Here is a 25,298-nt window from a genome sequence, read left to right as displayed (position 1 = left end):
CAAATACCAAGAGAACTTTACTATGAATATTCTCATAATTGGTGGGACTAACTTTATCGGTCCACCTGTAATTCGTCATCTCATAAATATGGGTCATGAAGTAACTGTTTTCCATCGTGGAAAAACTCAGACAGAATTACCCGAACAAGTACATCATCTATTAGGCGATCGCAGAGATTTAAATGATTTCAAAAGCACATTTGAACAGCTTGCTCCTGAAGTTGTTCTGGATATGTTCGCTTATACCAAAGATGATGCTCAAATATTAATGAAAAGCTTTAGAGGTATAGCTCGACGTGTAGTTGTTATTAGTAGCATCGATGTTTATCGTGTTTATGATGTTTTATGGGGTAGAGAATCAAATATTATCCCAGTACCACTAACAGAAGATTCGCCTTTACGTTCTTCGCTTTACCCATTTCGAGAAATACCATATCGTCCCTTAAATGCTCCTGCTGATTACGAGAAAATTTTAGTCGAACAGGTGGTAATGTCAGATCCCGAACTACCTGGGACAATTGTGAGATTACCAATGGTTTATGGTACTAACGATCCTCTGCGTCGTCTATTCCCATACCTACAAAGAATCAAGGAACAACGTCCCGTCATAGTTTTGGAAGAGAGCATTGCTAGTTGGCGCGGTTCCTATGGATATGTAGAAAATGTTGCGTTTGCGATCGCATTAGCTGTTACAAATGAAAAAGCCAAAAATCGTGTTTATCATGTTGCAGAAAAAGAGGCGCTTTCTGAAAGCGAACGTATAGCTAAAATTGGAGATTTAGCAGGATGGAAAGGTAAAATTTCTACTTTATCAAAAGAGAAAATGCCCAGTGACTGGAAATTAGTGTTAAATACCAAACAAGACTGGTTAGTAGACTCCAGTCGAATCAGAGAGGAACTGGGATATCAAGAAATTATTCCAATGAACAAAGCTTTAAAATCGACTCTTGAATGGGAAAGAAATTGTCCACCTGAAAAACCAGAAAATTTTGTAACGCCTTGGTTGCTAGATTATGTAACAGAAGATAAGCTTGCAACAAAAAGTCTAGATTAATCAAATTAGGATTTGTAATAGAAGAGCAATTTTCTCTGTAGAAACGTAAAATAATCACCTTACGACCGCTTTTGCTCGTACGTTTCTACACACATATGCTGAGTTTATAAGAAGTTTGTTAATCACAAATATCAAATAAAATTGAAATATTTTGCACTCCCAGTTTTATAAATTTATCTTACAGTAATTTAGTGAACTGAAATTACACTTTATATTTTACAGATGAATGTATTTGAATAAACACAATTAACCAAAACTTAAATTACGTAATTTTATATTTTAAAATAGATATTTTATTATAAAATTACATCAAATATAGCCTCTTCAGTAATTGAGTAAAGTTGAGAATTTTAATTTAGTAAATATTAAAATAGTCATCCGAAACTTACATGTTTCAGACTGTAATTAAAATTAGCAACAAAACACGAAAAACTTATTCTAAAAGAGGTGTTTTGATGGAAATATTTGCACTGTTAATTATTGTTACCTTACTTGCTATTCTATTTCCAGCAGAAGATAAATCAGATAAACAGCCAGATGAAGAATATGAAGTTAAAATTTATAAGAAGAAAAAGAAAGGTTGAATAGATAAGTTAAAACGCTAATTTGATATCTACAATCAACTTATGGGTAAAGAATACTGAAAATTTAAGTTCGTTAGTTTTTCTTTTTCTTAACACTCAAGTTTTGTACTTAAATTCAATTTATTTAAAGTCTCTACCACTTCAATAATAATTGAATTGTATGTCGTAATCATCTGATGTCTTTTTGTATTCTAATATATAGCGCTACGCGTAAGTAAAAAGTAAAAAGCTTAATACATATGGCTTAGGCGGGTTAATATCAGGACTTACGCAACGTTAGCACAGCGTGTCCGTAGGACATAGATTTGTCATTGCGACCGGAACGCAGTGTAGGGTTAGCGTAGCGTCTCCGTTTAGGAGATAGCAATCTTAGAGTTTTTGGCGATTGATTACTGAGAACGCGCTTTGCGAACGCTGTCGCTCGTAATGACGGAAATACGTTCATTTTGCGTAAGTCCTAAATATATGTCCTAACGTAGCTTCGTAGTACTATATCTGAGAATTATATATACATTAGAAGACTTTAACACCATCTGCTGAAATACTCAGCAAATGGAGAAGGGTTAAAGTCTTTTTTATTTTATTAGATTCGAAAAATCCCCAATCTTTTATCCCTAATTCCTAACAGCCATCAAAATTGGACAGTTATTTGTGAAACTCGAATATTTAAATTTTTCCAATTAGGGTTAGCTGAGGAAAGTATTTGATCGCCAATAACTTGTTGATATTGTTTAGGAAATTTATTATAAGCATTCTCAGCAGCATCAACGTTAATAGAAAGTTTACCCTGATACTTTGATAACTTGGTATTTTCTAGTTTCACATAACCAGCATTGTCCCATTGCAGACCAGTCAGTTTAAATTCTCCAAGTATCTGTTGCAATTCTTCAAATGAAGTTCCGACATTAATCCCTTCCGGTGTTTTCCATTCGGGACCTAAGTTGTTGATATATTTGATTTTCTGACGATTTTCATCCCAATTCACAGTAAACGAGCGTCCCTTTCCTAAATTAACTTTAGTGATGGGAATTTTTCCTATACCTTCTGGTCCAGAAATCGTTTTATCACTCAACTGCGATTCTCCGAAAATTTTCACTAAATCGTCACGAGTGGTTTGTTGTGTTACTGAACCAACTCGTTCTCCAGGAATAATTAAAGTGTCTTTGAGCGAACTATTTTCAGTTTCTGCTTTAGATGTTGTTGTGACAATTTCTTCAGGAATTGATTTTTTTGTTGAGTCTATCTCTGATGCTGAATTACTGTTAGAGCAACCTACAAATAAGCTCAAAAGTAGGACTAAGACTAATTTTCTGCCAATAAACATCAATTTTACTCATAGATAAAAATTCTTTTTTGATTCTATAGTACTTAAATATACAAAAATGTCATCGTGTTTCAAATTCTCGAAAACGCGATCTAGAAACCCAGCATGCTATTCGTATGCACACCGATTAATTAAAATCCAACTAGAGTTAATAAAGCGTTCATAAGTACATAAAAATCAAATCCCAATATTTGCGTTGTTGCGTACAACCTAAATAATGAGAGCATGTCCTAAAATTATTATTTGTATTCAGAACCCATTCCTAGAAATTGATTTATGGATTCAAATTCAGAAGTCTCAAATTCAAAACTATCAAATTCAGAATTGCTAGCAGAAATTACTAACCGCATTACAACAAACCCCCGTAACCGAATTACTTTTGCTGAATATATGGACTTAGTGCTGTATCATCCCCAGCATGGTTATTACTCCCAAAAAGCAGAGAACTTAGGTAAAAAAGGTGATTTCTTCACCTCCGTGCACCTTGGTTCCGACTTTGGTGAGATGCTAGCGGTACAATTTACACAAATGTGGGAAATCTTAGGAAAACCCAAACCCTTTTCCCTTGTAGAATTGGGAGCGGGACAAGGATACCTAGCAGCAGATATTCTTAAGTACCTCCAACAACACCACCCAGATTTTTTTGCTGTATTAGAGTATTCAATAGTTGAAAAATCGCCAGGATTAAGACAAAATCAACAGCAACGCTTGCAGGAATTTGCTGTACGGTGGTGTCAATTAGAAGATTTACTCCCTAATACAATTACTGGCTGCTTTTTTTCTAATGAATTATTTGATGCTCTACCCGTCCATCAATTTACAGTCAGTGAGGGCGAAATCAAAGAGATCTACGTTACCACCGCAGTGCCAGAAAGTTACAATCGATCGCAAAATCAATTAGACAACCAATTTAATAATCCACTCCAAGAAATAACAGATACACTTTCTACCCCTCAAATCAAAGAATATTTTCAAATGCTGGATGTAGATATGACAACTTATCCAGATGAATATCGCAGTGAAGTCAACTTGAATGCTTTACATGTATTAAGTGCGATCGCAGATAAATTACATCGAGGATATTTGCTAACAATTGATTACGGTTATCCAGAAAATCGTTATTACAACCCCAGGCGATCGCAGGGAACCCTACAATGTTATTGGCAACATCAGCGCCATAATAACCCTTACATAAATATTGGCAAACAAGATATTACCGCCCATATTGACTTTACAGCCTTAGAAATTTGGGGCGATCGCTGTGGATTAAACAAAACTGGCTTCACTCAACAAGGTCTATTCCTCATGGCTTTGGGTTTGGGAAAACGGATCTCAGAACTTTCTTACACGTACAAATCTGTACCGGAACTAATTAAAAGACGGGATTCATTACAGCAACTTTTAGATCCTTTAGGATTAGGTGGTTTCGGCGTTCTGATTCAAAATAAAGGACTCTCAGAAACAGAAAAAAACCAACCTCTTCAAGGATTTTATGAACCCCAACTAGCTTAAACCTTATATTTTCACTCTAACAAAATTAAAAATCTATTTAACCAATCCTATGTTTAAAAAGATTGGTTTAAGATAAGCAATGATTCGAGAAAATATCTAGAAGTAGGTAATTATTATGAGTAGTCATGAATTGTTGATGTTAGCTGTATTACTTGTTCCCGGAATTTTACTTTCGGTTGCAATTATGGTTAGTTTTGCCGCAGGTGGTTAGAAACAATAAATATTTTTCCTGGGAGAGTGCTTAAAGTATTCCCCAGGGTTAATTAACATAACCAAAGTCCTTACAAACTTAGAAAAAATCCGTAAGCTTAGCAATAACCGATTTATTTTCTCCACCGCCATACAATCGATTTGATTGCTTATTGCTATGCCGAAGGAAGAAAAAGTATGAAGGTGGCATTTCTGGGGACTGGGTTAATGGGACTGCCGATGGCAACCCGATTATTGGAAAATAATATTGATTTAATAGCCTACAATCGCACCCCAGAAAAATTAAAACCACTTAAATTTGCAGGCGCACAAGTGACAACCGAACCACGGGAAGCAATTCTTGCGGCAGATTGTATCATTCTGATGCTGACTAATGCAGCTGCAATTTATAGTGTTTTACTTTCGGATATGTGTTGGCGCACCTTAAGCGAACGTACAGTAATTCAAATGGGAACTATTACTCCTACTGAAAGTAAACAAATTAGAGATACTGTAATTTCAGCTGGTGGAGAGTATTTAGAAGCACCTGTACTTGGTAGTGTTAGAGAAGCCGAAACAGGGGAATTAATTGCTATGGTTGGCTCCCAAAGACAAGAGTTTCAACGTCATTTAAAATTACTTAAAAATTTTAGTTCTGAACCAGTGCATATTGGTCCTGTTGGTACTGCTGCAGCTTTGAAGCTAGCATTAAATCAACTTACTGCTTCACTTACTAGTGCTTTTGCCTTAAGTCTAAGTTTTGTCAAAAGCTACGATGTGGACGTAGAAGTGCTAATGCAAATTCTCCGTGCAAGTCCTCTCTACGCCCCAATATTTGATCGAAAACTATCAAGAATGGAAAATCAGAATTTTGGCAATCCGAATTTCCGGACCAAACATCTCCTAAAAGATACTGATTTGTTCATTGATGAAGCTAAAAATATTGGTTTAAATGTTAGTAGCGTAGAAGGAGTAAGAAAAATTATAGAAAAAGCAATAAAAATATCCTTTGCGAATGCAGATTATTCATCATTATTTGCTGCTATTAATTCCATTAGTGAAGTGCAATAAAGTTTATTATTATTTGTGCTTTAAATTTTTAAACGTATAAAAAGTTTCTAAGAAAGATTAGTAGGGCTCTATCTGCTTTTGCGAAAAGTCATCAGGCGTAAATGAATATTTAAATATCAAACTTGACATCTCTTACATTGGAGAGATATGATTTATGTAAGAGATGTCAAGTTGTAGCTGCTAACCTTATTTAGATAAAGCCCCGATCGAGGTTCCACCATGACCGCATTCGCAATCCCAGAACGACGAAATCACAAAAAAAGTAACAGAAAATCGCCCAAACAAGTTTTAAGCTTAATTGCATCTTGTGATGATTCTTCTGCTAAACCAATAGAAACTAAAATTACTCTTCCAGGACAACCATTAACCCAAAAAACGCTGAAAGATATTGGGAAAATACTAAAAATTCTGGCTTGGTTAGATCCTAAAGAAATTAAAGATTTAGCGTATGGCTTAAAGTCAGACTCTACAAGTACGGATGAAAAAGATAATTTACATCCTCTTGCAGCAAAATTAGGAGCGGGTCGAATCAGCAGCGAAGAGAATTACAGTTTAGAAAAAACTGCACTATTCAACTTTTTCAAATGGAGACAGGAGTTACTTCAAGATTCTTTGAGTGCTCCAGAAGTTGCTGTGCTATTGAATACAAGCCGTCAAACACCTCACGATCGCTTGAAAAAAAATACTTTAATTGCAGTTCAGGATGAAGGGAAATGGAAGTTTCCTAAATGGCAATTTGACCACTTAGGACCTGATGGAGTAATTGATGGATTACCCGATGTACTAAAAGCTCTCAACGTTCCAGGTTTATCAAAAATAAGTTGGTTGACTAAAACAAATCAAGAATTGGGAGGGATAACTCCGATTGCTGCTTTGCAAAAAGGTGAAAAATATCGGGTTATTGCTGAAGCTAAATGTGTGGGAATGATCTAAATCTACATTAATATTATAAGTATTTTTTATATTTTTCCCACTACCATTACTTCTTATTTTTTTCTTGGAGCTAATTGATTGACTGAAATAAGTATGGAAGATAACTTCGTCGCCGGATGTGAAATTCCGGAATTAACTTGATATTTAAAGTATATATCTTTGTAGTCTTGTCATATCTCAAACTCAAGACTAAAAGCTATGAATACTGAATTGATAATCCAAGTTAATTCTTACCAGCTTTTTCAGTCAATCAGTTGAGAAATTTTGAAGATGGTAAAAATAGCATCTCCCTCGCCTGAAAATTTGTTTCGAGCTAAACCACTGCATTATACTCTTAGCCAAGGTGAAAGTATTTGCAGAATTTTTCGTCCCCACCCAGAATACTATCCAAAACCTCTAACATTTCGTTACTGGGGACCTTGCGGAAGATTTGATCACCACTGTGGTGGTTTATGTTTTCCTTGTCACAAAGAGTTGGAAATCAAACAGGATTACGATCCACATAGAGGTATACTATACGCTGCACTTAAATTTTCATGTTGTTTGGTAGAAGTATTCAGTCAAACATTACCTTTGATAGAAATAACTGACCACCAGGTTGTTTTATTGACTGCTAAGCGCGATTTAATGCTTCTAGATATTAGAGACCAAGGTGCAATGCGGGCTGGAGCAAATGAAGCTAGTCTAGCAAAAACAGATAGAAGAAATATCACTCAGGCTTGGTCGCGATGCTTTTACCAAGAGAAAGCGATATATTCAGAAATTGATGGCATTATTTACAGAAGTGCCCACAATAATGAAGACTCTATCGTATTTTACGAGCGTGCAAAAGATTACCTTACTTACGATCCAAATACAGATGTCTTATCTTTACAAGATAAGCAGTTGAGAGGATTAATATATAAGGCTGCAGAAGAAAATAATCTGATAGTAAAGTTTACAACTAATGAGCGACTGCAAATAAGTAATTAAAAAGGAATGACTATAAAAAACGGCTAACGATTAGCATCCATAGATTATTAATTATTCAGAACTAAAATTTCCCGTAATTAATATCTGTAAAAGTATAGTTATCCTAATTTTTCACTCTAATTTTATATATAAAAATAATATTGGCTTAGCATCACTACTAGGATTTAATATTGAGTGCGGTCGGTAGTTATTCAACTAGTATCAAGTATCAAATTACTAAATTATATCCTTTGAATTTATTGAATAAATCCATAGGATAAATCTATTTTTCTATTGATTAGAACCTGTTTAATGAAATAACGGGTCTGGAATAATGAACAGTAAAGTTAAAGACAGAATTATTAATAATCAGATTTCAAAAGAAGCAGTAGAGTGGTTGTTACGTCAAATCATTGTTCTGCCAAAAAGCTGGTTAATTATCAATCTGATTTTTATTATTTTGAGTACGATTGAGATTAGTTGGGGTAAAGATTTTTCTTACAAGTTTGCAATCAAAAATACAACTGCTATTTTCCTAACCCTAATGTGGTTACCTGCAGTACTAAAAATTTTTGCTTTGAGTGGTGGAGTTCTAAAAACACCTGCAGGAGAGTTTGATAGCTCGGGAATGATAAATATGTTGCAATCCCTGAGTGCAGATTCTCTGGGATTCTTAATTGAGCAAACAAAATTAGCAGAAGAAGTTGCTCCACCAGAACAACAGCAGGAAATGCGGCAAATCCGTCAGGAATGGCAAAGATATTATTCTTCAAAGATTCCTGTATCTGATGCTAAGCAATTGTTAGAAGGTTTAGCCCAACGCTACAAAGATATTAGAAAATCTATGCCTTCTGGCGCACAGAGGACATTCGAGATGGAATCGATTGCTGGTAGAATGCGCGCTCTTGCAGAAATAGTCAATTTTCCTGTATCGGAAGTCGATAAATTTTTGCAATCAGAAGACCAAGGTCACAGACTATTAGGACTCTCCATTGCTGAGTGGTCTGGTAAAGCGATCTATTTTGATTTAGTACTGGACCTAATTAGTAATTCAAAAAGTGCATTTGAGCAGACAGTTGGGTTAAGAGCAATGGAAAGTATGCTTTATCGGTTAGAACTCCAACAAAAAAGTAAGTTAAAATCAGTTTTAATCGAACAGCGTGACTTCAACGAAAAAGAAAAACGTTGGATTAAAAAAGATTCAAACCGTTGGTTAATTAGCGAACGGTTGTTATCAGCGATGAAAATATAAGTGAACTGTGAGTAATAAACTTCTGACTCCTGATTTCTGATTTCTGACTTCTGACTTCTGATTTCTGACTTCTGACTTCTGATTTCTGATTTCTGACTTCTGATTTCTGATTTCTGACTCCTGACTCCTGATTTCTGACTTCTGATTTCTGATTTCTGACTTCTGACTTCTGATTTCTGATTTCTGACTCCTGACTCCTGATTTCTGATTTCTGACTTCTGATTTCTGATTTCTGACTTCTGATTTCTGATTTCTGACTTCTGACTCCTGATTTCTGACTTCTGACTTCTGAATTCTAAAAATCAAAGCCTAGGTAATATTTCTGGCAATAATTGACCTGGAACTTTTGATAAAGCTAAATTTTGTCCTTGTAAGCCCAATTCATTGTGGAATGCACGAATTGTTTTAACTACATAAGCTAGAGTTGTTTGATAAGCGTCGGGTTGTTTGTTTAATCCATTCAAAGCTTTCAAATGATTCTCCAATGAAGTTTCTAGATGCTCAGAACGAATATTTTTATTCCCCTTGAAATAAGAATCTGTCACTAGTTGATAGTGAGCTAATCCCAAATTATTGTGAGTTGCATAAACATCAAAACTTAGAGGTGCACCTTTAATTGAATGAGCCAAAGCAAGACATTCTTTATATGCATTGATACACAAATTCAAAAATTTTGTTCGGAACTCTTTTGGTGTTTGTGTTTGATTTGCTAAATGCCAATAAGCAGTTCCAAGATTATTTTGAGTTGCAGCACAAGCGACCGGAAGGTTTGCAGAAGTTCGATATTTCAAAGCCTCTTGGTAAGCATCAATTGCAAACTGTAAATTTTGCGTTGGTTGCTCGTATTGTGCCAAATTCCAGAAAGCTGTACCAATGTTATTTTGAATCATGCCATATTTGAGCGGTTCCTCCTCTGGTGTATAGTGTTCCAGGGCTAACTGATAAGAATTAATCGCCTTTTTCAAATGTTCTACAGGTTGGTTATACTGTGCTAAATGCCAATAAGCAGTACCTAAATTATTTTGACAAGCAGCATATTTCAATGGCTCCATTTCTGCAGTGCGGAAATATAGCGCTTCACAATAAGCAGAAACGGCTTGTTGCCAATTTTCCGATGGGTTAGTAAACCGTGCTAAATCACCGTAAGCAGTTCCTAAATTGTTTTGAATGCGAGCATAGGTTTCTTGATGAGTTTGTGGCGAAATCATTTTTAACGCCAACTGATAAAACTCAATTCCTTGTTCGATATAAGCTTGACCTTCTTCTGAATTAGGTGGAGTGCGATAAAGCATCCAATAAAGCGTACCCAAATCATTTAAGATATCTGGCACGTGAGGCGAGTTATCATCATAGGTAATCGACTCTTGATAAGCAAGAATCGCCACCATCAAACTTTCTAAATTTGAATCTCCTTGTTCGATTCGCTGACGATACAAGTTTCCCAAACGGTGATAGGCGAGAGCTAAAGTTGTTTTTTCTGCTTCTTTTGAGTGTAATTCCTCAATTTCTGCTAAAATCTGCTGCGGTTGCCATTTTTCTTCTGATTCAAGATCAATTTTGCTGTTAATTGTTGCTACTACTAACTCGCTTAATTCTTTACTTATATGGGACAAAGCCAGAGAAGAAGATGCTTGATTCGTCTCACGAATACTCAAATGACTTTCCTCCTGTGGAGGATTGGGTATAAATAATTCTGATTTGGAAAGAGAACTATCTTGTAATCGGCTGCTACTCTTTATAGGTGCTTCAATCTGAAAATCAAAATCTTCTTTTGCTAGCCCAACCGATTCTTCCAATATAGATTTTTCTAGATGATCTACATTCATATTCCGAGAACTAGAAAGACGTTCTGGGGAAGCTTGATTTTTAGCTGTTGGCGTAGGTTCGCCAGAAAAAGTAAATACACCTGTTCGAGAGCGCCAAAATTGAGGTGCAGACTGCTGAACTGCATATAACCAAGGGCGTGACAACCACATTAGTAAACTCGACTCTTGGCCAGATAGTTGTTGTTCAATTAATCTGAGGTTATGCAAAAATAGGCGCTGCGTTGCTACCGGTTGTCTCGTAAGTTGTTCAATTCCCACAATCTGAAACGCCGGTATTGGTAATGCTTTACCCGGACTATCTTTTGAACCTCCTACCACAGGTGGTGGATAATTGTTTAACCATTGGTCGATCTGCACTATCGGATTTGGTTGGACTAAATCTAATCTCAATGTAACCAGCCTTGGATAAGCTGGGGTGCTAGTTTCTTGGGAATTAGATAAAACTTGTCCGACTGGATACGCTAAGTTAGAGTGTAAGCGCGCTGCAACCTGATTTCTCAGGTTTAAATCATCGCATACCGCTATAAAAATTTGACGTCGCAAACCGAGACCAAGGGCTAGTTTGAGACGTTGGTATACTTGTCGATTCCAAGCAGTGTTATCGGAATGTGGTGTTTCGTTTGCACTCATGGCTGCTGGGAGCAGTATTATAGCAATTATAAAGATTTACGTTTATTAACGGTGCTTTAGTAATTGACTCTATGGGATTCATGGTAGACCCAAAGGACATTTACCAATCAAGGGGTTTCACAAGACAGTGACTTACTCAGAAAAGCATCTGCCTGAGAACATTGTTTATTTTTTTCTAATTACTTTGCGAAATTAATTTCTTTTATAAGAAATTATGTGGCGAAAGAAACAAGATGACCCACTAAAAATTAAGGGCTTTTACAGGTATCTTTCTCTTCAAAAATTGATAAAACTAGTTTTAAATACTAATTATGAATATGATTTTCCCCTACCCGGGAGTCTTTTCAGGATAAATCAAATTTCCAATAAATCAATTTAAACAAAGTAACTCATTATACTAATTGTTTTAATGTCTTTAAAAAAACATAAATCAGGTCCCGAAAAAAAATATCCGGAACCTTAAATAATGTGAATTTATTTTAAGTTAGGTTAATTAACTATGTTTTTGAATTAACTAAGGTTGGATATGGAGAAGGTGAGAAAAATCAAGCCAGCGACCAACATTAAACCGGAGACTCCAAAAATGATATAATTGCGTTTCTGCTTAGATGATGGGGGTTCTGCTTGATAAACTTGTGGTTCACGAGCAAAATTATTTAAGCGACCGCCTTCTTCGGTGGTGTAAGGCATAGAATAACTCCCTTCTTCTTTTAGAGAACTTTACACACAGAGTATATATACTCTCACCATTATATAAGAATCTTTACATTGGCGCTGGTCAATCTAGCATAAGAACACTATTGAGTGAGATTGTAAATAATTTTTGCCCGCAGTAAATTTGTAATGCCAGTACTAAGCAATTACCTGATTTGCTATTATTCGTTAATCCTTCCGCTTACAGGCGATGATGCAATAGCATGGCTTTGAATTGGCATTCTCCCTGCTAGATATGCAATTCGACCAGAATTTGCAGCTAATTTCATCGCTTGTGCCATCGCAGGAGAATTTTGGGCTAAAGCGATCGCACTATTAATCAATAATGCATCGGCTCCCAATTCCATCGCTTGGGCAGCTTCAGATGGTAAACCGATCCCAGCATCAACCACAATCGGGACTTGAGCATTTTCAATAATAATTTTGATATTGGCAATTGTTTGCAATCCTTGTCCAGAACCGATGGGTGCAGCTAAAGGCATAACTGTGGCACAGCCGGCTTCTTCTAAATGCTTGGCTAGCATTGGGTCAGCATTAATGTAAGGTAAAACAGCAAAACCTTCCTTAACTAATTGTTCTGCAGCTTGAAGAGTACCGATTGGGTCGGGAAGTAAATATTTAGGATCGGGAATTACTTCTAATTTGACGAAATTATTATCTTCTTGTCCGAGTAATTTAGCCATTTCTCGTCCTAAGCGTGCCACGCGTACCGCTTCTTCTGCTGTCTTACAGCCTGCAGTATTGGGCAACATCCAGATTTTACCCCAGTCCAAAGCTTCGGCTAAACCTTCATGTCCGGGAGCATTGGTTTGTACTCTGCGCACCGCCACGGTGACGATTTCACAACCGCTAGCAATAACGCTTTGTTGCATTTCTTCTATACTGCGATACTTACCCGTTCCAGTCATTAAGCGAGATTGAAATGTTTTTCCGGCAATTTTGAGGAGTGAGTCCTCCAAATATTGGATATTTTGCCGATCTGCGACCGCTGAATTGGGGGAAAAGTTAGCCGGATGAGTAAGCATGGGAATATTAGTAGATGACCTTTCAAGAAAACGAGAAAAGTGAAAATCACTTAGGAGGGGGTCAGATTTTTCCTCCCAGATGGAATCAGCGATCAATTTTGCCGTTATTGGCGCAAGTAAAATACCATTGCGATGATGACCTGTAGCTAAAGTTAGGTTTTTACAGGGACTGCTACCCAAAATTGGGAGTTCATCGGGGGTGGTAGGACGAAATCCCCACCATAATTCTTGAATGGGATAATCTTTTAATTCAGGATAAAGTCGAATTGCTTGTTGTAATAAGTTTTGAATTCCAACAGGAGTGTTTCCAGGAGTAAAACCTACATCTTCGCTGGTTGCTCCCAAGATAATTCGTCTGTCCCGTCGGGGAACAATATAAATATTTTCACCAAATAGAACTCTGTTTAAAGGTAATTCTGTTATGGATTCCGGTACTCGCAGGCTTAACATTTGACCTTTGCGCGGATTTACTGGTAAGGGAAGTATTTGATTCGACCAAGCACCTGCAGCTAAAACATAATGTTCGGCGGACAAAGTACCAATATTTGTCTGAACCCCAATAACTTCACCTTGGCGTTGCTGAATGCCTTCTACTATGACACCTTCTTTAATATCTATTCCCAATGAGTGGGAATAAGTTAATAGTGCTTTTGCTAAAGCACGATTATCTACCTGTCCATCTTCTGGATACCACCAACCACCTATTACTTCTGTACTTAATCCAGGCTGATATTGGTGAATTGCTTCTTTATTTAACCAGTAACCGGAATCATCACTTTGCTTCCCAGCCTCTAAAGTTTGAGACGTACCGCGGTACGTCTCTACAAATTTAGTATTTTGTTTACTATTTTCTAATTCTTTAAAAACAGGTGCTAAGATGCCACAACACCAATAGCCAGAATTTTCTCCAGTTGATTCTTCTATTTTACGCGTCCATTCGGGATACAAATAGAGTGAACGCCGACACAAATCTTGCATTGAACCGGCAGGAATTTGTTCGGCACCGGGTGCTAACATACCTGCAGCAGCATTTGTGGCAGCACCGTTAATATCACGACCTACCAATGTGACTTGGGCACCGCGTAACTGTAGTTCTACCGCGATCGCTAAACCGATTACGCCGCTACCGAGAATTAAAATTTTGCTGCTCATGAGTCATTAATAATTAATTATTAGCCATGAGCTATTAGTACGTTTGTAAAATAACTCATAACTAATTCATAATTAATAACTTATAACTAATAAGCGGTAACTACCACAAGGCACGAATTGGTTCGCTATTATCGCTACCATCAGTTACTTCACCATTTCCTTCGCTGCTACCACCATCAGTTCCCTGACCACTTCCTTGAGCAGTTCCATCTTGAATAGTTCTTTGATTGCTCTCTTGGTTTTGTTGGGTACCAGAATTATTATTCTGGCTTACTTCAACAGAAGGATCTGTACTAGAGGGCTTTTGAGCTACAGTACTACCACCGTTAGTATTTGCAGGTGATTGCTTTGCCGTTGTGCTATTAACATTAATATTAGCTGGGAGAACGCTGGATTCTTTATCAGACGTTTTCGGACCTTGAGCGTTACGTCCATCCATTGGAAAACTTATTCCCAATAGGGTTCCGAGTAAAATTGCTAATCCTCCAGCCATTAAAACCAGTGGTGTCCATCTACCCATTTTCTGTTTTTCCTTTTCTAGCCAAAGATTGTACAAACATTCTTTTGGGAACCTCGTCCCCAGAATTTATCAATTTGTGTTGCAATTAATTGAATTAATTTTCGCCTTAGTTTGAAATACACAAACACAAGTCTGATTCAGGAGAATGGGGAGGTGGGAAAATCCGCCTGTGGCACTTCACCTGTTGGTTTTACTATACGGGTTCCGCAGATAATAGCATACTCATAGTTTATTACTTTAGCGTTTTTATTGTAAAGTTCAATGCTGTTTTGCACCAAAATTTTACGGAGAGTATCTACAATTGTATGCCACCAGCTAAAATCCTTCGAAGTACCCCATTCGATATGCTGTTCCTGAGTTATTACAGGTAGCATTTGGGAGTTTTGAAAAAGTTTTTTGTTGTATTGCTTTTTATGTACCTACACATTCCTTTTTAACTTTTGTTATCATCCATCCTTGACTTTACCCATATTTTTACTCTTCACCCATCTTTTAACTTATGAGTGCAAATTCCGAGCGCCAAATTTGGATCTATGACACCACCCTTCGGGATGGTATGCAGTGTGAAGGTCTATCAGTTTCCATAGAAGATAAATTACGTATTGCTCGCTGCCTAGACCGTTTAGGGGTTCCTTTCATTGAAGGCGGTTGGCCTGGAGCAAATCCTAAAGATGTACAGTTTTTTTGGGAGTTACAAGAAGAACCGCTCGAACAGGCAGAAATTGTTCCTTTCTGCTTTACTCGGCGTCCCAATATCACTGCTGCCAAAGATCCAATGTTACAAGCAATTATTGCTGCTGGTACTCGTTGGGTGACAATTGTCGGTAAGTCTTGGGACTTACATGTCAAAGAAGGTCTTAAGACTACTTTAGCAGAAAACCTAGGGATGGTAGATGATACAATAAAATACTTAATTTCTCAAAGACGTCGTGTAATATACGATGCGGAGCATTGGTTTGATGGCTACAAGCATAATCGAGATTATGCACTCCAGACTTTAACAGCAGCTCTTAATGCCGGAGCAGAATGGCTAGTATTATGCGACACAAATGGTGGAACATTGCCAAATGAAATAACTCAAATAGTTACGGATGTTATTAAATCCCTTCCTACTGGAATTCAGCTTGGCATTCATACCCACAATGATTCTGATACTGCGGTAGCTAATGCTTTGGCTGCGGTGATGGCAGGAGCAAGCATGGTACAGGGTACTATTAATGGTTATGGCGAACGCTGCGGTAATGCTAATCTTTGCTCTGTGATTCCCAACTTACAAGTTAAATTAGGATACAACTGTATAGAAAATACCCAGCTCTCCAAGCTAACGGAAACCAGTAGATTTGTAAGTGAAGTTGTAAACCTGGCTCCTAATGTACATGCTCCTTTTGTTGGTAATTCAGCTTTTGCCCATAAAGGGGGAATGCATGTTAGCGCAGTGGAACGCAATCCCCTTACTTACGAACATATTGAACCCGAACAAATTGGTAATTCTCGTCGGATTGTAGTTTCCGAGCAATCAGGAGCAAGTAATATTTTGGCAAAAGCTCGTAGCTTCGGGATTAAGTTGGAAAAAGATAATCCTGCGACCAAGCAAATCTTGAATAATCTCAAGCAACTCGAACATGAAGGTTATCAATTTGAGGCTGCTGAGGCAAGTTTTGAACTGCTCGTACGCGGTGCTTTGGGAGAACGGCAACAATTTTTTCAGATCAAAGGCTTTAAAGTTCATTGTGACCTAGTTCAACACCTAGAAAGTAATTTAGGAAATGGGGATGCATTAGCAACTGTCAAAATCACTGTGAACGGTCAAGATATTTTAGAAGCAGCGGAAGGTATAGGACCAGTAGCAGCTCTCGACGCTGCTCTACGCAAAGCTTTGACAAACTTCTATCCCCAAATCGCAATGTTCGAATTGACGGATTATAAAGTCAGAATCCTCAATGGACATACGGGAACTGCAGCGAAAACCCGGGTATTAGTCGGATCCGGTAATGGTCGTCAGCGTTGGACAACTGTTGGAGTTTCAAGCAATATTTTATCTGCTTCCTACCAAGCAGTGGTTGATGGATTGGAATACGGTTTAATGCTCCATTCTCAAGCTCAAACAGAAATAAGCACATCCAGTTAATTATCAAGCTTAAAAGTGAGTATTAAGTACAGACTTGAAACAAGTGCTCTAAGCGTGTAATTAATTTTCTGTTCGTTTCCAGTTCAAAATCAAACCTAATTCAAAATCAAACCTAATTCAACACTTTGTTAACGCCATAGGCGCGGTCTGTTATCTCCAACGGACATGCGCTTAGCCTGCGGCGTCGGCACTTGGCGCTTACGATGAACGGCTACGCCGCGTACAAACACCACAGGTGTGGCTCAGCCTTTAGCTGCGCTACCTACGGTTCGGATCTGCTAATGACTTTTGATTTGTCAAACATACTTGTTTGGTAAATTTATCTACGCGTCAGACAAATTGCCAATCCCAGACAGATTAACTTTTCTCACTCCCACACCCAAACAGGTGATCGGCAATCTGTTTTTACTGACAGTTGATAGTCACTTGAAACGTTTATAACGCTTTCACATTAATCAAAAGGGCTCAATTTAGTTTTACATTAAGCAAAGCTTTGTTTTTATTTAAGCAAAGCTGTCCCATGCTTGTGTAACTACTTGACTTAACCAGCGTCTTTGTTGCTTGCTCAGTAAAGGGTCATCGGCGAGCACTTGAGCCGTTAATTCATCTAAGGATTGACCTTGGGAACTGACGATTTTGATGACTCCTGCAATTGCAGCAGCAACCATTTCTTCGTCAACTACTGGCTTTTGTTGCCAATTCATTATTTCTTGCGTACTGTCTGGGATGGGATAATTCATGGCGCGAGTTTACAAAAACACCTGATGAATAATTTAGTGAATGATAGATTTGATGAAATCTTAATATTTGTTTACTAAATCTTTATTCTACTAATAGGGCGGAGTGTAGCGTAATTCATAGCTGGGTAAAATCTGCCTTAATGAGTATCTTGAGAGAACAAAACAAAAATGAAAGAAATACTTTATTTGGAGATTCCAACACCAGATATAAATGCAGTGTGTGCTTGGCTACAAGCAGATTTCCAACCAAAAATTGGCAAGAAAGTTATCACTGCCCAAGGCTTTTGCCTTAAAGTAAATGACACTACAGCGGAAACAGTAAGTGTTCCGGAAAATTTGCCAGCTGAACTCTCAATTTTTATTTGGTCGTTACAACGGACTACATATTTAAAAGTATTTCGTTGGTCAGAAAAAGCTGTTCCTAAAGAACATAAATTCCTCAAACATTTAACGGTTAGTATCAGGAAACGCTTTCCCCACAATTACCCAGAACCACCTGCTATTGACCTATCAAAACAGTCAATTTTTACCGCCTTAGAGCAAGATTATCCTCTGACTGTAAAATATTTTCAAAAAATGCCTAATGGTGAGTACGATTTGAAACGAGTCTACTGGTGGGAGAAGCGTTGGCGTGAAGGGGTGCGCAATCCGCAACAACCGAAGCAAGTAGTGTTTTCTCACACAAAATCCAGTAATGAATTTAATCTCGATGTAGAAGAAAAAAAATCTTTTTACGATTTAATTTATGTTGGTGGCGCTCTGGGTGTAATTCATGCTGCGGCAATGGCAAAACTGGGTTATAAAGTATTACTAATTGAAAGATTGCCCTTTGGAAGAATGAACAGAGAATGGAATATTTCTCGCGATGAAATCCAAAGTTTAATTAATATTGGTTTGATTACTCCTGCAGAGTTAGAAACAATTATTGCCAGTGAATATAAAGATGGCTTCAATAAGTTTTTCGATGGGAATAATTCACCCGGCTTAAAAGCTGACATACTACATACACCCACGGTATTAAATATAGCTTTAGATTCTGAAAAATGGCTGCAAATGTGCGGAGAGAAATTATTAGCAGCTGGAGGAGAAATTTTTGATGAAACAGAATTTGTTCGTGCCGATATTTTTCCAAAATATGGCGAAAAACAAAATGGACAGAAGCTTATTGTAACACTGCAAGACTTAAAAACGCAAGTTGAAAAACAAGTTAGCGGTAGACTATTAGTAGATGCGATGGGAACAGCATCACCGATCGCGTGGCAGTTAAACGGCGGTCGTACCTTTGATAGTGTTTGTCCTACGGTTGGAGCAGTAGTGGAGAGTGGTTTTGAACCGGGAGTCTGGGATTCCCAATATGGAGATGTACTCAATTCCCATGGCGATATCTCTCGAGGAAGACAGTTAATTTGGGAATTATTTCCTGGAGCAGATGAAGAGTTGACTATTTACTTATTTCACTATCACCAGGTTAATAGTAAAAATCCGGGTTCTTTATTAGAAATGTATGAAGATTTCTTTACTATTTTGCCAGAATATCGCCGTTGTGACCTAGACAAATTGGTGTGGAAAAAACCAACATTCGGTTATATTCCGGGACATTTTAGTGTGAATAGTCGCGATCGCACTGTAGCTTATGACCGAATTATTGCGATCGGTGATGCTGCATCACTCCAGTCTCCTTTAGTGTTTACTGGTTTTGGCTCCCTAGTTCGGAATTTAGAACGCCTAACAACTTTATTAGATACAGCTCTAAAATATGACTTGCTTTCTTGGCAACATCTTAACCAAATTCGTGCATTTCAAAGTAACATTGCTGTGACTTGGATGTTTTCCAAGGGAATGATGGTTCCCACCGGTAAATTTATTCCTCCGGAAAGAATTAATGCAATGCTCAATACTTTCTTCGGATTATTAGCTGCAGAACCCCAAGAAGTAGCAGATAACTTTATTAAAGACAGATTTGATTGGTTGACCTTCAATCGGTTAGCCCTGAAAGCAGCTCGTAAAAACCCCGCATTACTACCCTGGATTTGGGAATTAGCTGGCTCCAAAGATTTAATTAGATGGGTGGGTAATTACATAAACTTTTCTCGCCATGCACTCACAGTTGCTTTACTTAACTGGTGGTTACCTCAATCTCTCCACCTGATTCAACCTTGGTTAGAAAAGCATCATCCAGGTTTGTGGCTGCGCTTGTTATCTCTTGCCTATGCTTTAACCGCAGGTACAATACGAAAGCAAAACCTTACTTATCAGTTAAAAATTAAACGTAGTGAAATGAAAGTTACTGGGTGATTGGTGTTAGCGTAAGCATGACGCATTAGCAAAGCAGGATGCAAGCACAGACACCAAATGTCTACAGCATTATAGGTACTTGGTAATTGGTAATTAGATTTGATATCTACAAACCTAATTCCAACACCCAATACCTGACATTTATTATTCTGAGGTTGAATGGGAACGGAAATCTGGTAATTCCACAGAAGCTAAAGACTTCTTTGGATTTCGACGACGTTCTGGGTAAACTACTGGTGACGGAGAATTGTCATTATTGTAGTGGGTAAATTGTTCTGAATTAAGATCGCTTTCAAAACTACCCTCAGACCAGGTTGAACCATCTGAAAAAATATCTCCTGAAAAGGTATCTGTTAAAGAAGTATCTCCTGAAGAATCTTTTCGATTCCCAAATTCATCATCAGGGTGTTTGCTGTCATGTGATTTGACAACAGGCTCCGAAACAGTTTTTTGAGGATTATGAGCATCATCTACATCTGCAGATTGAGATGCTTGAGATATTCCTTGACTGCGGAAAAACGTCTCAATTACGCTATCCAATTTTTCTTTTAAATCAGATTCTTTAAGCTCAGATTCTTTGAATTCAGATTCTTTGGATTTGTCTTCTTCTACGTCAGATTTTTCTAAATCATATTCGTCATCATATTCGTCCAAATCGGAAGATTCGTGGTAAGAAATAGTTTCTGGCGTAATTTTTCGATCTATAGTTTCTTTTGCAATATCTTCATTTATAAATTCTTGCTCTATACTTTCTGAAGAGAAATTAGTTGTTGTTTGTTGTGGGGAAATATCTTCCTCACTTGCTTCAACATCCCAAATAGATACTTCACTGTCAGCTTCGTGGGGAACTGAAAAATTCGAACTTTCCTCCGTGCTCGTATCCCAAATGTAAGCTTGTGCTGAATCATCACAATCTATTTTTTCAGATTGAGAATGACCGATAAAAGATCCGTTCCCAGTAAATATATTTTCTTTAACTGTAGAGTCCCAACCAGAAAACTCATTAATGCTTTCTTGCCACATTCGAGTTTGAGGTTCACCAAAATCTTCTTCTTGAGCGTATGCTACTTCGTCATCATTAAATGTATCTGCTTGTTGTTCAGACCAGGGTCGAATTGGTTGGGCATTAGTTAGAAATGACCGAAGCTTACTATTAATAGTAGATGATTGCCGAGTAAAGTTCCTAGCCCTACTAATTGTTTCATTATCCTCTAGATCCCCCGGGACTGGTGTATCTAAACATTTACTCAAAGCAGCTTTAAACTGTAAATTCTGCCGCTGCTGACGCATTAACCTTGTACGTAATTCTCGAGAAGCATTTTCCAATTGCGATAATTTATAGGATTGTTCGTTATATCTACTGTGTAATTTGGTACATTCACGCTCTAGTTGAGCCAATCTTTGCTGACTACTTTCCAAATGAGATTTGTAACTTTCTATTAGACTTTCTTGACGCTTAATCGTTTGTGTCGAATTTTCTAACTCTTGGAATAGTGATTCAATCTTTTCTCTGTCTGCGATACTTTCCTGGGTTTGCTGACAAAGCATCGACTCTGCAATACTTGAGTGGTTCTTTTGTTTTTGTAGAGCTTTCTGGTTATCTGCAAGAGCCGATGTAAGTTCTTCTACTTGTTGATACAAGTCCTCATTAGCTGAACGCAACTCTTGATTTAGCTCCAACAGTTGCTGAAACTCTGAATTAACAGCAGCTTGTTTTTCGCTTTCGGGTTCTGCGACCCAATCTTTTTGGGAGTTACTTGTTAATTCATCCTCTGAAAGATCTAAATCAGGAATACTTTCCCACTGGGCGCGATTTAATTCCAAAATTCCATTCGATGATTCTGAATCAATGTTTGTTTGTTCTTCGTCATCAATGTTAGTAGTTGATTCTGGGGAAGATATTTCGTTTTCCCAATCACTACTTTCCCATTCTTGATCGTTGGAAATTGCTGAAATCGAAGAATTTGCCGGTGGTAACTTTGGAATTACTAAATTTTTATTAGAAACAATTTCACGATCTTCATTAGGTAAAAGCGAGTAAAAAGGACAATTTTCTTTTTCTAGTTGTTGGGAGTTTTCAAGATTACAGGATCCGGTCAAATTTTCGTTTTCTGGGATGTCAGCTTCATTCATTACTCTTCACCAAGCAGCGATAAATTGCAAATAGCCAACGAAAGCCTCACCTATGGCAAGTTGTTGCCAGATATATTCTTGTAAGTTATATTCTCGTCAGATATAAATTTACTCTGGAGAACAAGAATAACTTGTTTATCCATAAGTTTACAAACATTTCTGTAATATTCCGGTGATGGATTGCATTTGCAGCTAATCCGAAATAGTTCCTTTGTATAAACTTCCAGTATTTAGCTTTTTCCAGGTTCAGATAGTTTTCTATGATTCACAAATATATTTTTGCAATCCTATTGAAGTTATAACATTTGAATTTTGGATCGTGTATATGGAGAGAGTAATCTCCATATACTCAAAATCAGCATATTAGACAGGCCCAAAAGTACAAATACAAACTTTATTTTGTTATTTTCTAACAGACTTATTGCAAAATTATTGCTTTAAAAACAGTTAAATCTAGGCTTTTTATACATTTAGGTTATAAATTTGCAGTTAAGTGTTATACAAAATAACTGTTAGTTGCCTAACAAAGTATACTTTACTAATGCTTAGAACTTTTGTCACTACCCTTAAGGGTATAATTTTTGTAATACAAGTAGCTTAAGTTACTCAGTATCAGCAATGCTATTAAACAAAGTATTTGTTTGCTCTGAATTTATGCTAATAATTATTGATTTATCATTACTAAATATATTTAATAGTTTTACGCAGCAAAAATTGGATATATGTATATTAATGAGTGAAGTATTGTGCACTCACTTATAGTCAATATTAGGTGTGAATTTATATATTTAAAATAAGTAAAAAGTATAGTAAGAAAATTGCCAATATTGTTTGTGTAAAACTCAAAAAATACTAACCTATAATTATTCTATTTATATTAATCCAGTTAGCGCCTATCGTTTTAAACGTTAACTAATATACCTTCGCAGTAATTTAGAATAATGGAATAAGTTTAGAATTAAGTTCTCGCCAATACAAGTGAGTAAATTTTCCTTATCTTTCATTTTTAAATATATATATTAAATGTAGGTGGAAAATTTTATTAAACTGAAATTTTGATTGTTGAATCTCTAAAAAAATATGTTTTATATTCACAATATAGTACTGAAAATAAAATTTTATTTTTAAATTACTATCTTATTACTGTGTAAACTACAAACATGAACTTACTTACTACCCGTGAATGATTTATTGTAATTTAGTTTGTTTTTCGCTGTTTATTTATATACTAAAACTTATAAGCTTTTTTATACATGCAAATAAGTGTTTTACAGCAAATAATTCGCTGGTGCAAATACTTAATTTTGAACTTGCTATGCAATTTTATTTTAGTGTAATCACTGAAGCTATAATTAGTTTAACAAGCGCAATATAATATACATCACCTGAGATAATGAATAGACTTATTGATGGGTAATATTAGGACCTGCAAATACTTAAATATGCATTTATAAAATGACTTAAATATGTAAATAGTCTGGTAATATAACACTGATATAAATTTCAAAAGTGCTAATATTGCTGAGCAACAAAATAAAGTCGACTTGTGATCGTAACTGTATTTAATTAGTTATTAAATATTAAGATATATGTATTACTTGTCATTTACTTAAATTTTGTAGAAATGCATGTCACATTTGAAACTGAGATAATATTGATTATCATTTGATTCAAGTTGAACTTGTAAATCAAATGATTTTTCTCGAGGGCAGAATAACTGTGATTCAAATATTTAGCAAGTTTCTAGAAAATTTATTTAATCAGGAACAGATTGAAAAAGCACATGTGTTTGGTTGCTTTGTAGATAAGCCATCTAACCAAGATCATTTAACTTTAAGTTTTGCTCCATCTGCAATTCCGCTTCAAAAACGCTGGCGGAATAATGGTTTATCAGCTGACTTTGTTGCTAATTACTTGTGTACTTTTTTCCCAAATAATGACGACATTAGTACCTCTGAGAATCATCATTTGGAAGTTAAAAGTGCTGTAAGTTATGTTGCCAATGAATTATTTGAGAATGCGATGAAGTATTGTGATGAAAAAGCTTCTTATCCCATTACTTTTCACGTCCGGTTAGAGACTGACAAAATCCTTCTTTTTATAGATAATAGTGTGATTCCTGCACAGGCTGAAAAATTTAAGGAATTTATCAGAGAACTCTTAGATTCCGATCCAAATGAATTATACATTGAGCAGTTGGAAAAAAATGCTGAGCAGGATGATAATACTAGTTCTGGATTAGGTTTTATTACTATGATGACTGATTATTCTGCTAAATTAGCTTGGAAATTCCAAACTATTGAGCAAGCTTCACCGGTAATGGCAGTAACTACTATGGTGGAATTACCAGTTTGAAATAGCAGTAAATACGTTAATGAAACTAACTTGACAAAGGAGAATTTGAAATATGGAAATCAAAGGCGAAAACTACAATGTATCTTATGATGAAAATACCTGTAGTGTAAGATTTTCAGGTGCTCTAAGATTAACAGGTTTAAAAGATTATGGGCATATTTTAAATTTGCTCAATGACATTGCTGATAGAGAACCTTCAAAAATCATCTTGAATCTTCAAGAACTTGATTTTCTTAATAGTTCGGGAATTAGCATGCTTTCGAAGTTTGTTATTGGTATGAGAAAAAGAAAATCTATTGAAGTGGTGGTACTTGGTTCTAGACAAATACCTTGGCAAGGTAAATCACTGAAGAATTTACAGCGATTAATGCCTGGTTTAAGGCTGGATTTACAGTAGGTAAGTTGGGAATTATAACATCAGAATCAAAGGAATAATGCACCATGCAAACTGAAGAATTGTCAAAACAAGAACTATTGTCAGAAATTAAAAATTTAAGGCTAGATATAGAGGAACTCAAAGAAGAAAAATCTGATTTAGAAATAATGCTGGAATCGATTGCTGAACATTCTAGTGAAGTTAATAATCAGTTACATGACAAAAACCAGGAAATGGTTGTTTATATTCAGAATGTGCAGCGACTCGCTGCTGCAATCTCAGAAATAGAGAATAATTCTTTTGAGTTAGATAGTATTAAAGAATTTGTAAATAGAGAAGATGAATTAGGGAAGATGGCAAGATTTTTTATCAAAATATCATCTTCCCAATAGCACCGTAAATCTGTCTATTGTTTTTTAAATTTAATGGTAATAATGGAAGAAAATAAATAAAATTATGATGGTGAATCATATTTATTTACCTTGGATATTTTGGTAAATAAGTTTATCATAGTATCCTCAAAATATATTATTT

At 36.4% G+C, this 25,298-nt stretch carries 21 protein-coding genes and 1 pseudogene; 12 read left to right on the top strand and 10 right to left on the bottom strand.

Annotated elements, in window-relative coordinates:
* Positions 1–22 precede the first annotated feature (22 nt).
* Both BC008_RS20915 and BC008_RS20910 read left to right on the top strand, forming a co-directional pair.
* Positions 23–1,054, top strand: coding sequence for an NAD-dependent epimerase/dehydratase family protein (locus BC008_RS20915; RefSeq protein ID WP_027844573.1), 1,032 nt, complete (start codon positions 23–25; stop codon positions 1,052–1,054).
* Between the two features lie 389 nt (positions 1,055–1,443).
* Positions 1,444–1,638, top strand: coding sequence for a hypothetical protein (locus BC008_RS20910; protein WP_027844572.1), 195 nt, complete (start codon positions 1,444–1,446; stop codon positions 1,636–1,638).
* 259 nt (positions 1,639–1,897) lie between these two features.
* Here BC008_RS20910 and BC008_RS51450 read toward each other — a convergent pair whose 3' ends face one another.
* Together BC008_RS51450 and BC008_RS20905 are read right to left on the bottom strand one after the other, a co-directional pair.
* Positions 1,898–2,083: a hypothetical protein gene (locus tag BC008_RS51450; protein ID WP_235595901.1), complete on the bottom strand. Its 186-nt coding sequence runs from the start codon at positions 2,081–2,083 to the stop codon at positions 1,898–1,900.
* Positions 2,084–2,269: 186 nt separating this feature from the next.
* Complete coding sequence (locus BC008_RS20905; RefSeq protein ID WP_027844571.1) at positions 2,270–2,962, bottom strand: hypothetical protein; 693 nt, start codon at positions 2,960–2,962, stop codon at positions 2,270–2,272.
* A gap of 276 nt (positions 2,963–3,238) precedes the next feature.
* Between BC008_RS20905 and BC008_RS20900 the strand changes: the two genes are divergently transcribed.
* From BC008_RS20900 to BC008_RS20880, 5 genes are all read left to right on the top strand, one after another.
* Positions 3,239–4,474 carry a class I SAM-dependent methyltransferase gene (locus BC008_RS20900; RefSeq protein ID WP_058183807.1) on the top strand — a complete coding sequence of 412 codons (1,236 nt, stop codon included), beginning with the start codon at positions 3,239–3,241 and terminating at the stop codon, positions 4,472–4,474.
* A gap of 387 nt (positions 4,475–4,861) precedes the next feature.
* Positions 4,862–5,734 (top strand): NAD(P)-dependent oxidoreductase, encoded by an 873-nt coding sequence (locus BC008_RS20895; protein ID WP_027844569.1) that lies wholly within the window; start codon positions 4,862–4,864, stop codon positions 5,732–5,734.
* Positions 5,735–5,953: 219 nt separating this feature from the next.
* Positions 5,954–6,667, top strand: coding sequence for a MerR family transcriptional regulator (locus tag BC008_RS20890; RefSeq protein WP_235595900.1), 714 nt, complete (start codon positions 5,954–5,956; stop codon positions 6,665–6,667).
* A 270-nt stretch (positions 6,668–6,937) separates the two neighbouring features.
* Positions 6,938–7,639, top strand: coding sequence for an RES family NAD+ phosphorylase (locus BC008_RS20885; protein ID WP_036266464.1), 702 nt, complete (start codon positions 6,938–6,940; stop codon positions 7,637–7,639).
* Between the two features lie 313 nt (positions 7,640–7,952).
* On the top strand, positions 7,953–8,870 hold the full coding sequence (locus tag BC008_RS20880; RefSeq protein WP_027844567.1) for a hypothetical protein: 918 nt from the start codon (positions 7,953–7,955) through the stop codon (positions 8,868–8,870).
* Here BC008_RS20880 and BC008_RS50650 read toward each other — a convergent pair.
* The 6 genes and pseudogenes from BC008_RS50650 to BC008_RS45760 all read right to left on the bottom strand — a co-directional run bounded on the left by BC008_RS50650 (position 8,853) and on the right by BC008_RS45760 (position 14,737).
* Positions 8,853–9,176: a hypothetical protein gene (locus tag BC008_RS50650; RefSeq protein ID WP_153009632.1), complete on the bottom strand. Its 324-nt coding sequence runs from the start codon at positions 9,174–9,176 to the stop codon at positions 8,853–8,855. The two genes, BC008_RS20880 and BC008_RS50650, sit on opposite strands and share 18 nt — an antisense overlap.
* A complete protein-coding gene (locus BC008_RS20870; protein ID WP_027842831.1) occupies positions 9,173–11,326 on the bottom strand; it encodes a tetratricopeptide repeat protein in 2,154 nt (717 codons plus the stop codon). Before BC008_RS20870 ends, BC008_RS50650 begins: the two co-directional genes overlap by 4 nt.
* Before the next feature lie 510 nt (positions 11,327–11,836).
* On the bottom strand, positions 11,837–12,016 hold the full coding sequence (gene psb34, locus BC008_RS20865) for a photosystem II assembly protein Psb34 (protein ID WP_058183806.1): 180 nt from the start codon (positions 12,014–12,016) through the stop codon (positions 11,837–11,839).
* Between the two features lie 185 nt (positions 12,017–12,201).
* The gene (locus tag BC008_RS52745; RefSeq protein ID WP_407657071.1) at positions 12,202–13,065 is read right to left on the bottom strand and encodes a thiazole synthase; all 864 of its coding nucleotides are present in this window, start codon (positions 13,063–13,065) and stop codon (positions 12,202–12,204) included.
* Positions 13,044–14,217 (bottom strand): annotated as a pseudogene (gene thiO, locus BC008_RS52740) (glycine oxidase ThiO); the annotation flags it as partial. The gene BC008_RS52745 and the pseudogene thiO, both read right to left, overlap by 22 nt.
* A 100-nt stretch (positions 14,218–14,317) precedes the next feature.
* Positions 14,318–14,737: a hypothetical protein gene (locus tag BC008_RS45760; protein WP_027842829.1), complete on the bottom strand. Its 420-nt coding sequence runs from the start codon at positions 14,735–14,737 to the stop codon at positions 14,318–14,320.
* 499 nt (positions 14,738–15,236) lie between these two features.
* Between BC008_RS45760 and cimA the strand changes: the two genes are divergently transcribed.
* On the top strand, positions 15,237–16,865 hold the full coding sequence (gene cimA, locus BC008_RS20845; protein ID WP_027842827.1) for a citramalate synthase: 1,629 nt from the start codon (positions 15,237–15,239) through the stop codon (positions 16,863–16,865).
* A 503-nt stretch (positions 16,866–17,368) separates the two neighbouring features.
* Here the strand turns inward: cimA and BC008_RS20840 are convergent.
* Positions 17,369–17,605, bottom strand: coding sequence for a hypothetical protein (locus BC008_RS20840; RefSeq protein ID WP_027842826.1), 237 nt, complete (start codon positions 17,603–17,605; stop codon positions 17,369–17,371).
* 168 nt (positions 17,606–17,773) lie between these two features.
* Here BC008_RS20840 and BC008_RS20835 point away from each other — a divergent pair, with 168 nt between their 5' ends.
* Positions 17,774–19,900, top strand: coding sequence for an NAD(P)/FAD-dependent oxidoreductase (locus BC008_RS20835; protein ID WP_027842825.1), 2,127 nt, complete (start codon positions 17,774–17,776; stop codon positions 19,898–19,900).
* A 144-nt stretch (positions 19,901–20,044) separates the two neighbouring features.
* Here BC008_RS20835 and BC008_RS50645 read toward each other — a convergent pair whose 3' ends face one another.
* A complete protein-coding gene (locus BC008_RS50645; protein WP_058183805.1) occupies positions 20,045–22,033 on the bottom strand; it encodes a hypothetical protein in 1,989 nt (662 codons plus the stop codon).
* A 1,719-nt stretch (positions 22,034–23,752) separates the two neighbouring features.
* Here BC008_RS50645 and BC008_RS20825 point away from each other — a divergent pair.
* From BC008_RS20825 to BC008_RS20815, 3 genes are read left to right on the top strand one after another with little or no spacing between them, the layout of a single operon-like run.
* On the top strand, positions 23,753–24,388 hold the full coding sequence (locus BC008_RS20825) for a DUF6272 family protein (protein ID WP_082650592.1): 636 nt from the start codon (positions 23,753–23,755) through the stop codon (positions 24,386–24,388).
* A 52-nt stretch (positions 24,389–24,440) separates the two neighbouring features.
* On the top strand, positions 24,441–24,785 hold the full coding sequence (locus BC008_RS20820; RefSeq protein WP_027842823.1) for a slr1659 superfamily regulator: 345 nt from the start codon (positions 24,441–24,443) through the stop codon (positions 24,783–24,785).
* A gap of 44 nt (positions 24,786–24,829) precedes the next feature.
* On the top strand, positions 24,830–25,156 hold the full coding sequence (locus BC008_RS20815) for a hypothetical protein (RefSeq protein ID WP_058183804.1): 327 nt from the start codon (positions 24,830–24,832) through the stop codon (positions 25,154–25,156).
* Positions 25,157–25,298: the final 142 nt, after the last annotated feature.

It is taken from the genome of Mastigocoleus testarum BC008, from assembly GCF_001456025.1.
GTDB classification, from domain to species: domain Bacteria; phylum Cyanobacteriota; class Cyanobacteriia; order Cyanobacteriales; family Nostocaceae; genus Mastigocoleus; species Mastigocoleus testarum.
This window is presented reverse-complemented; position numbering and strand designations above follow the sequence as displayed.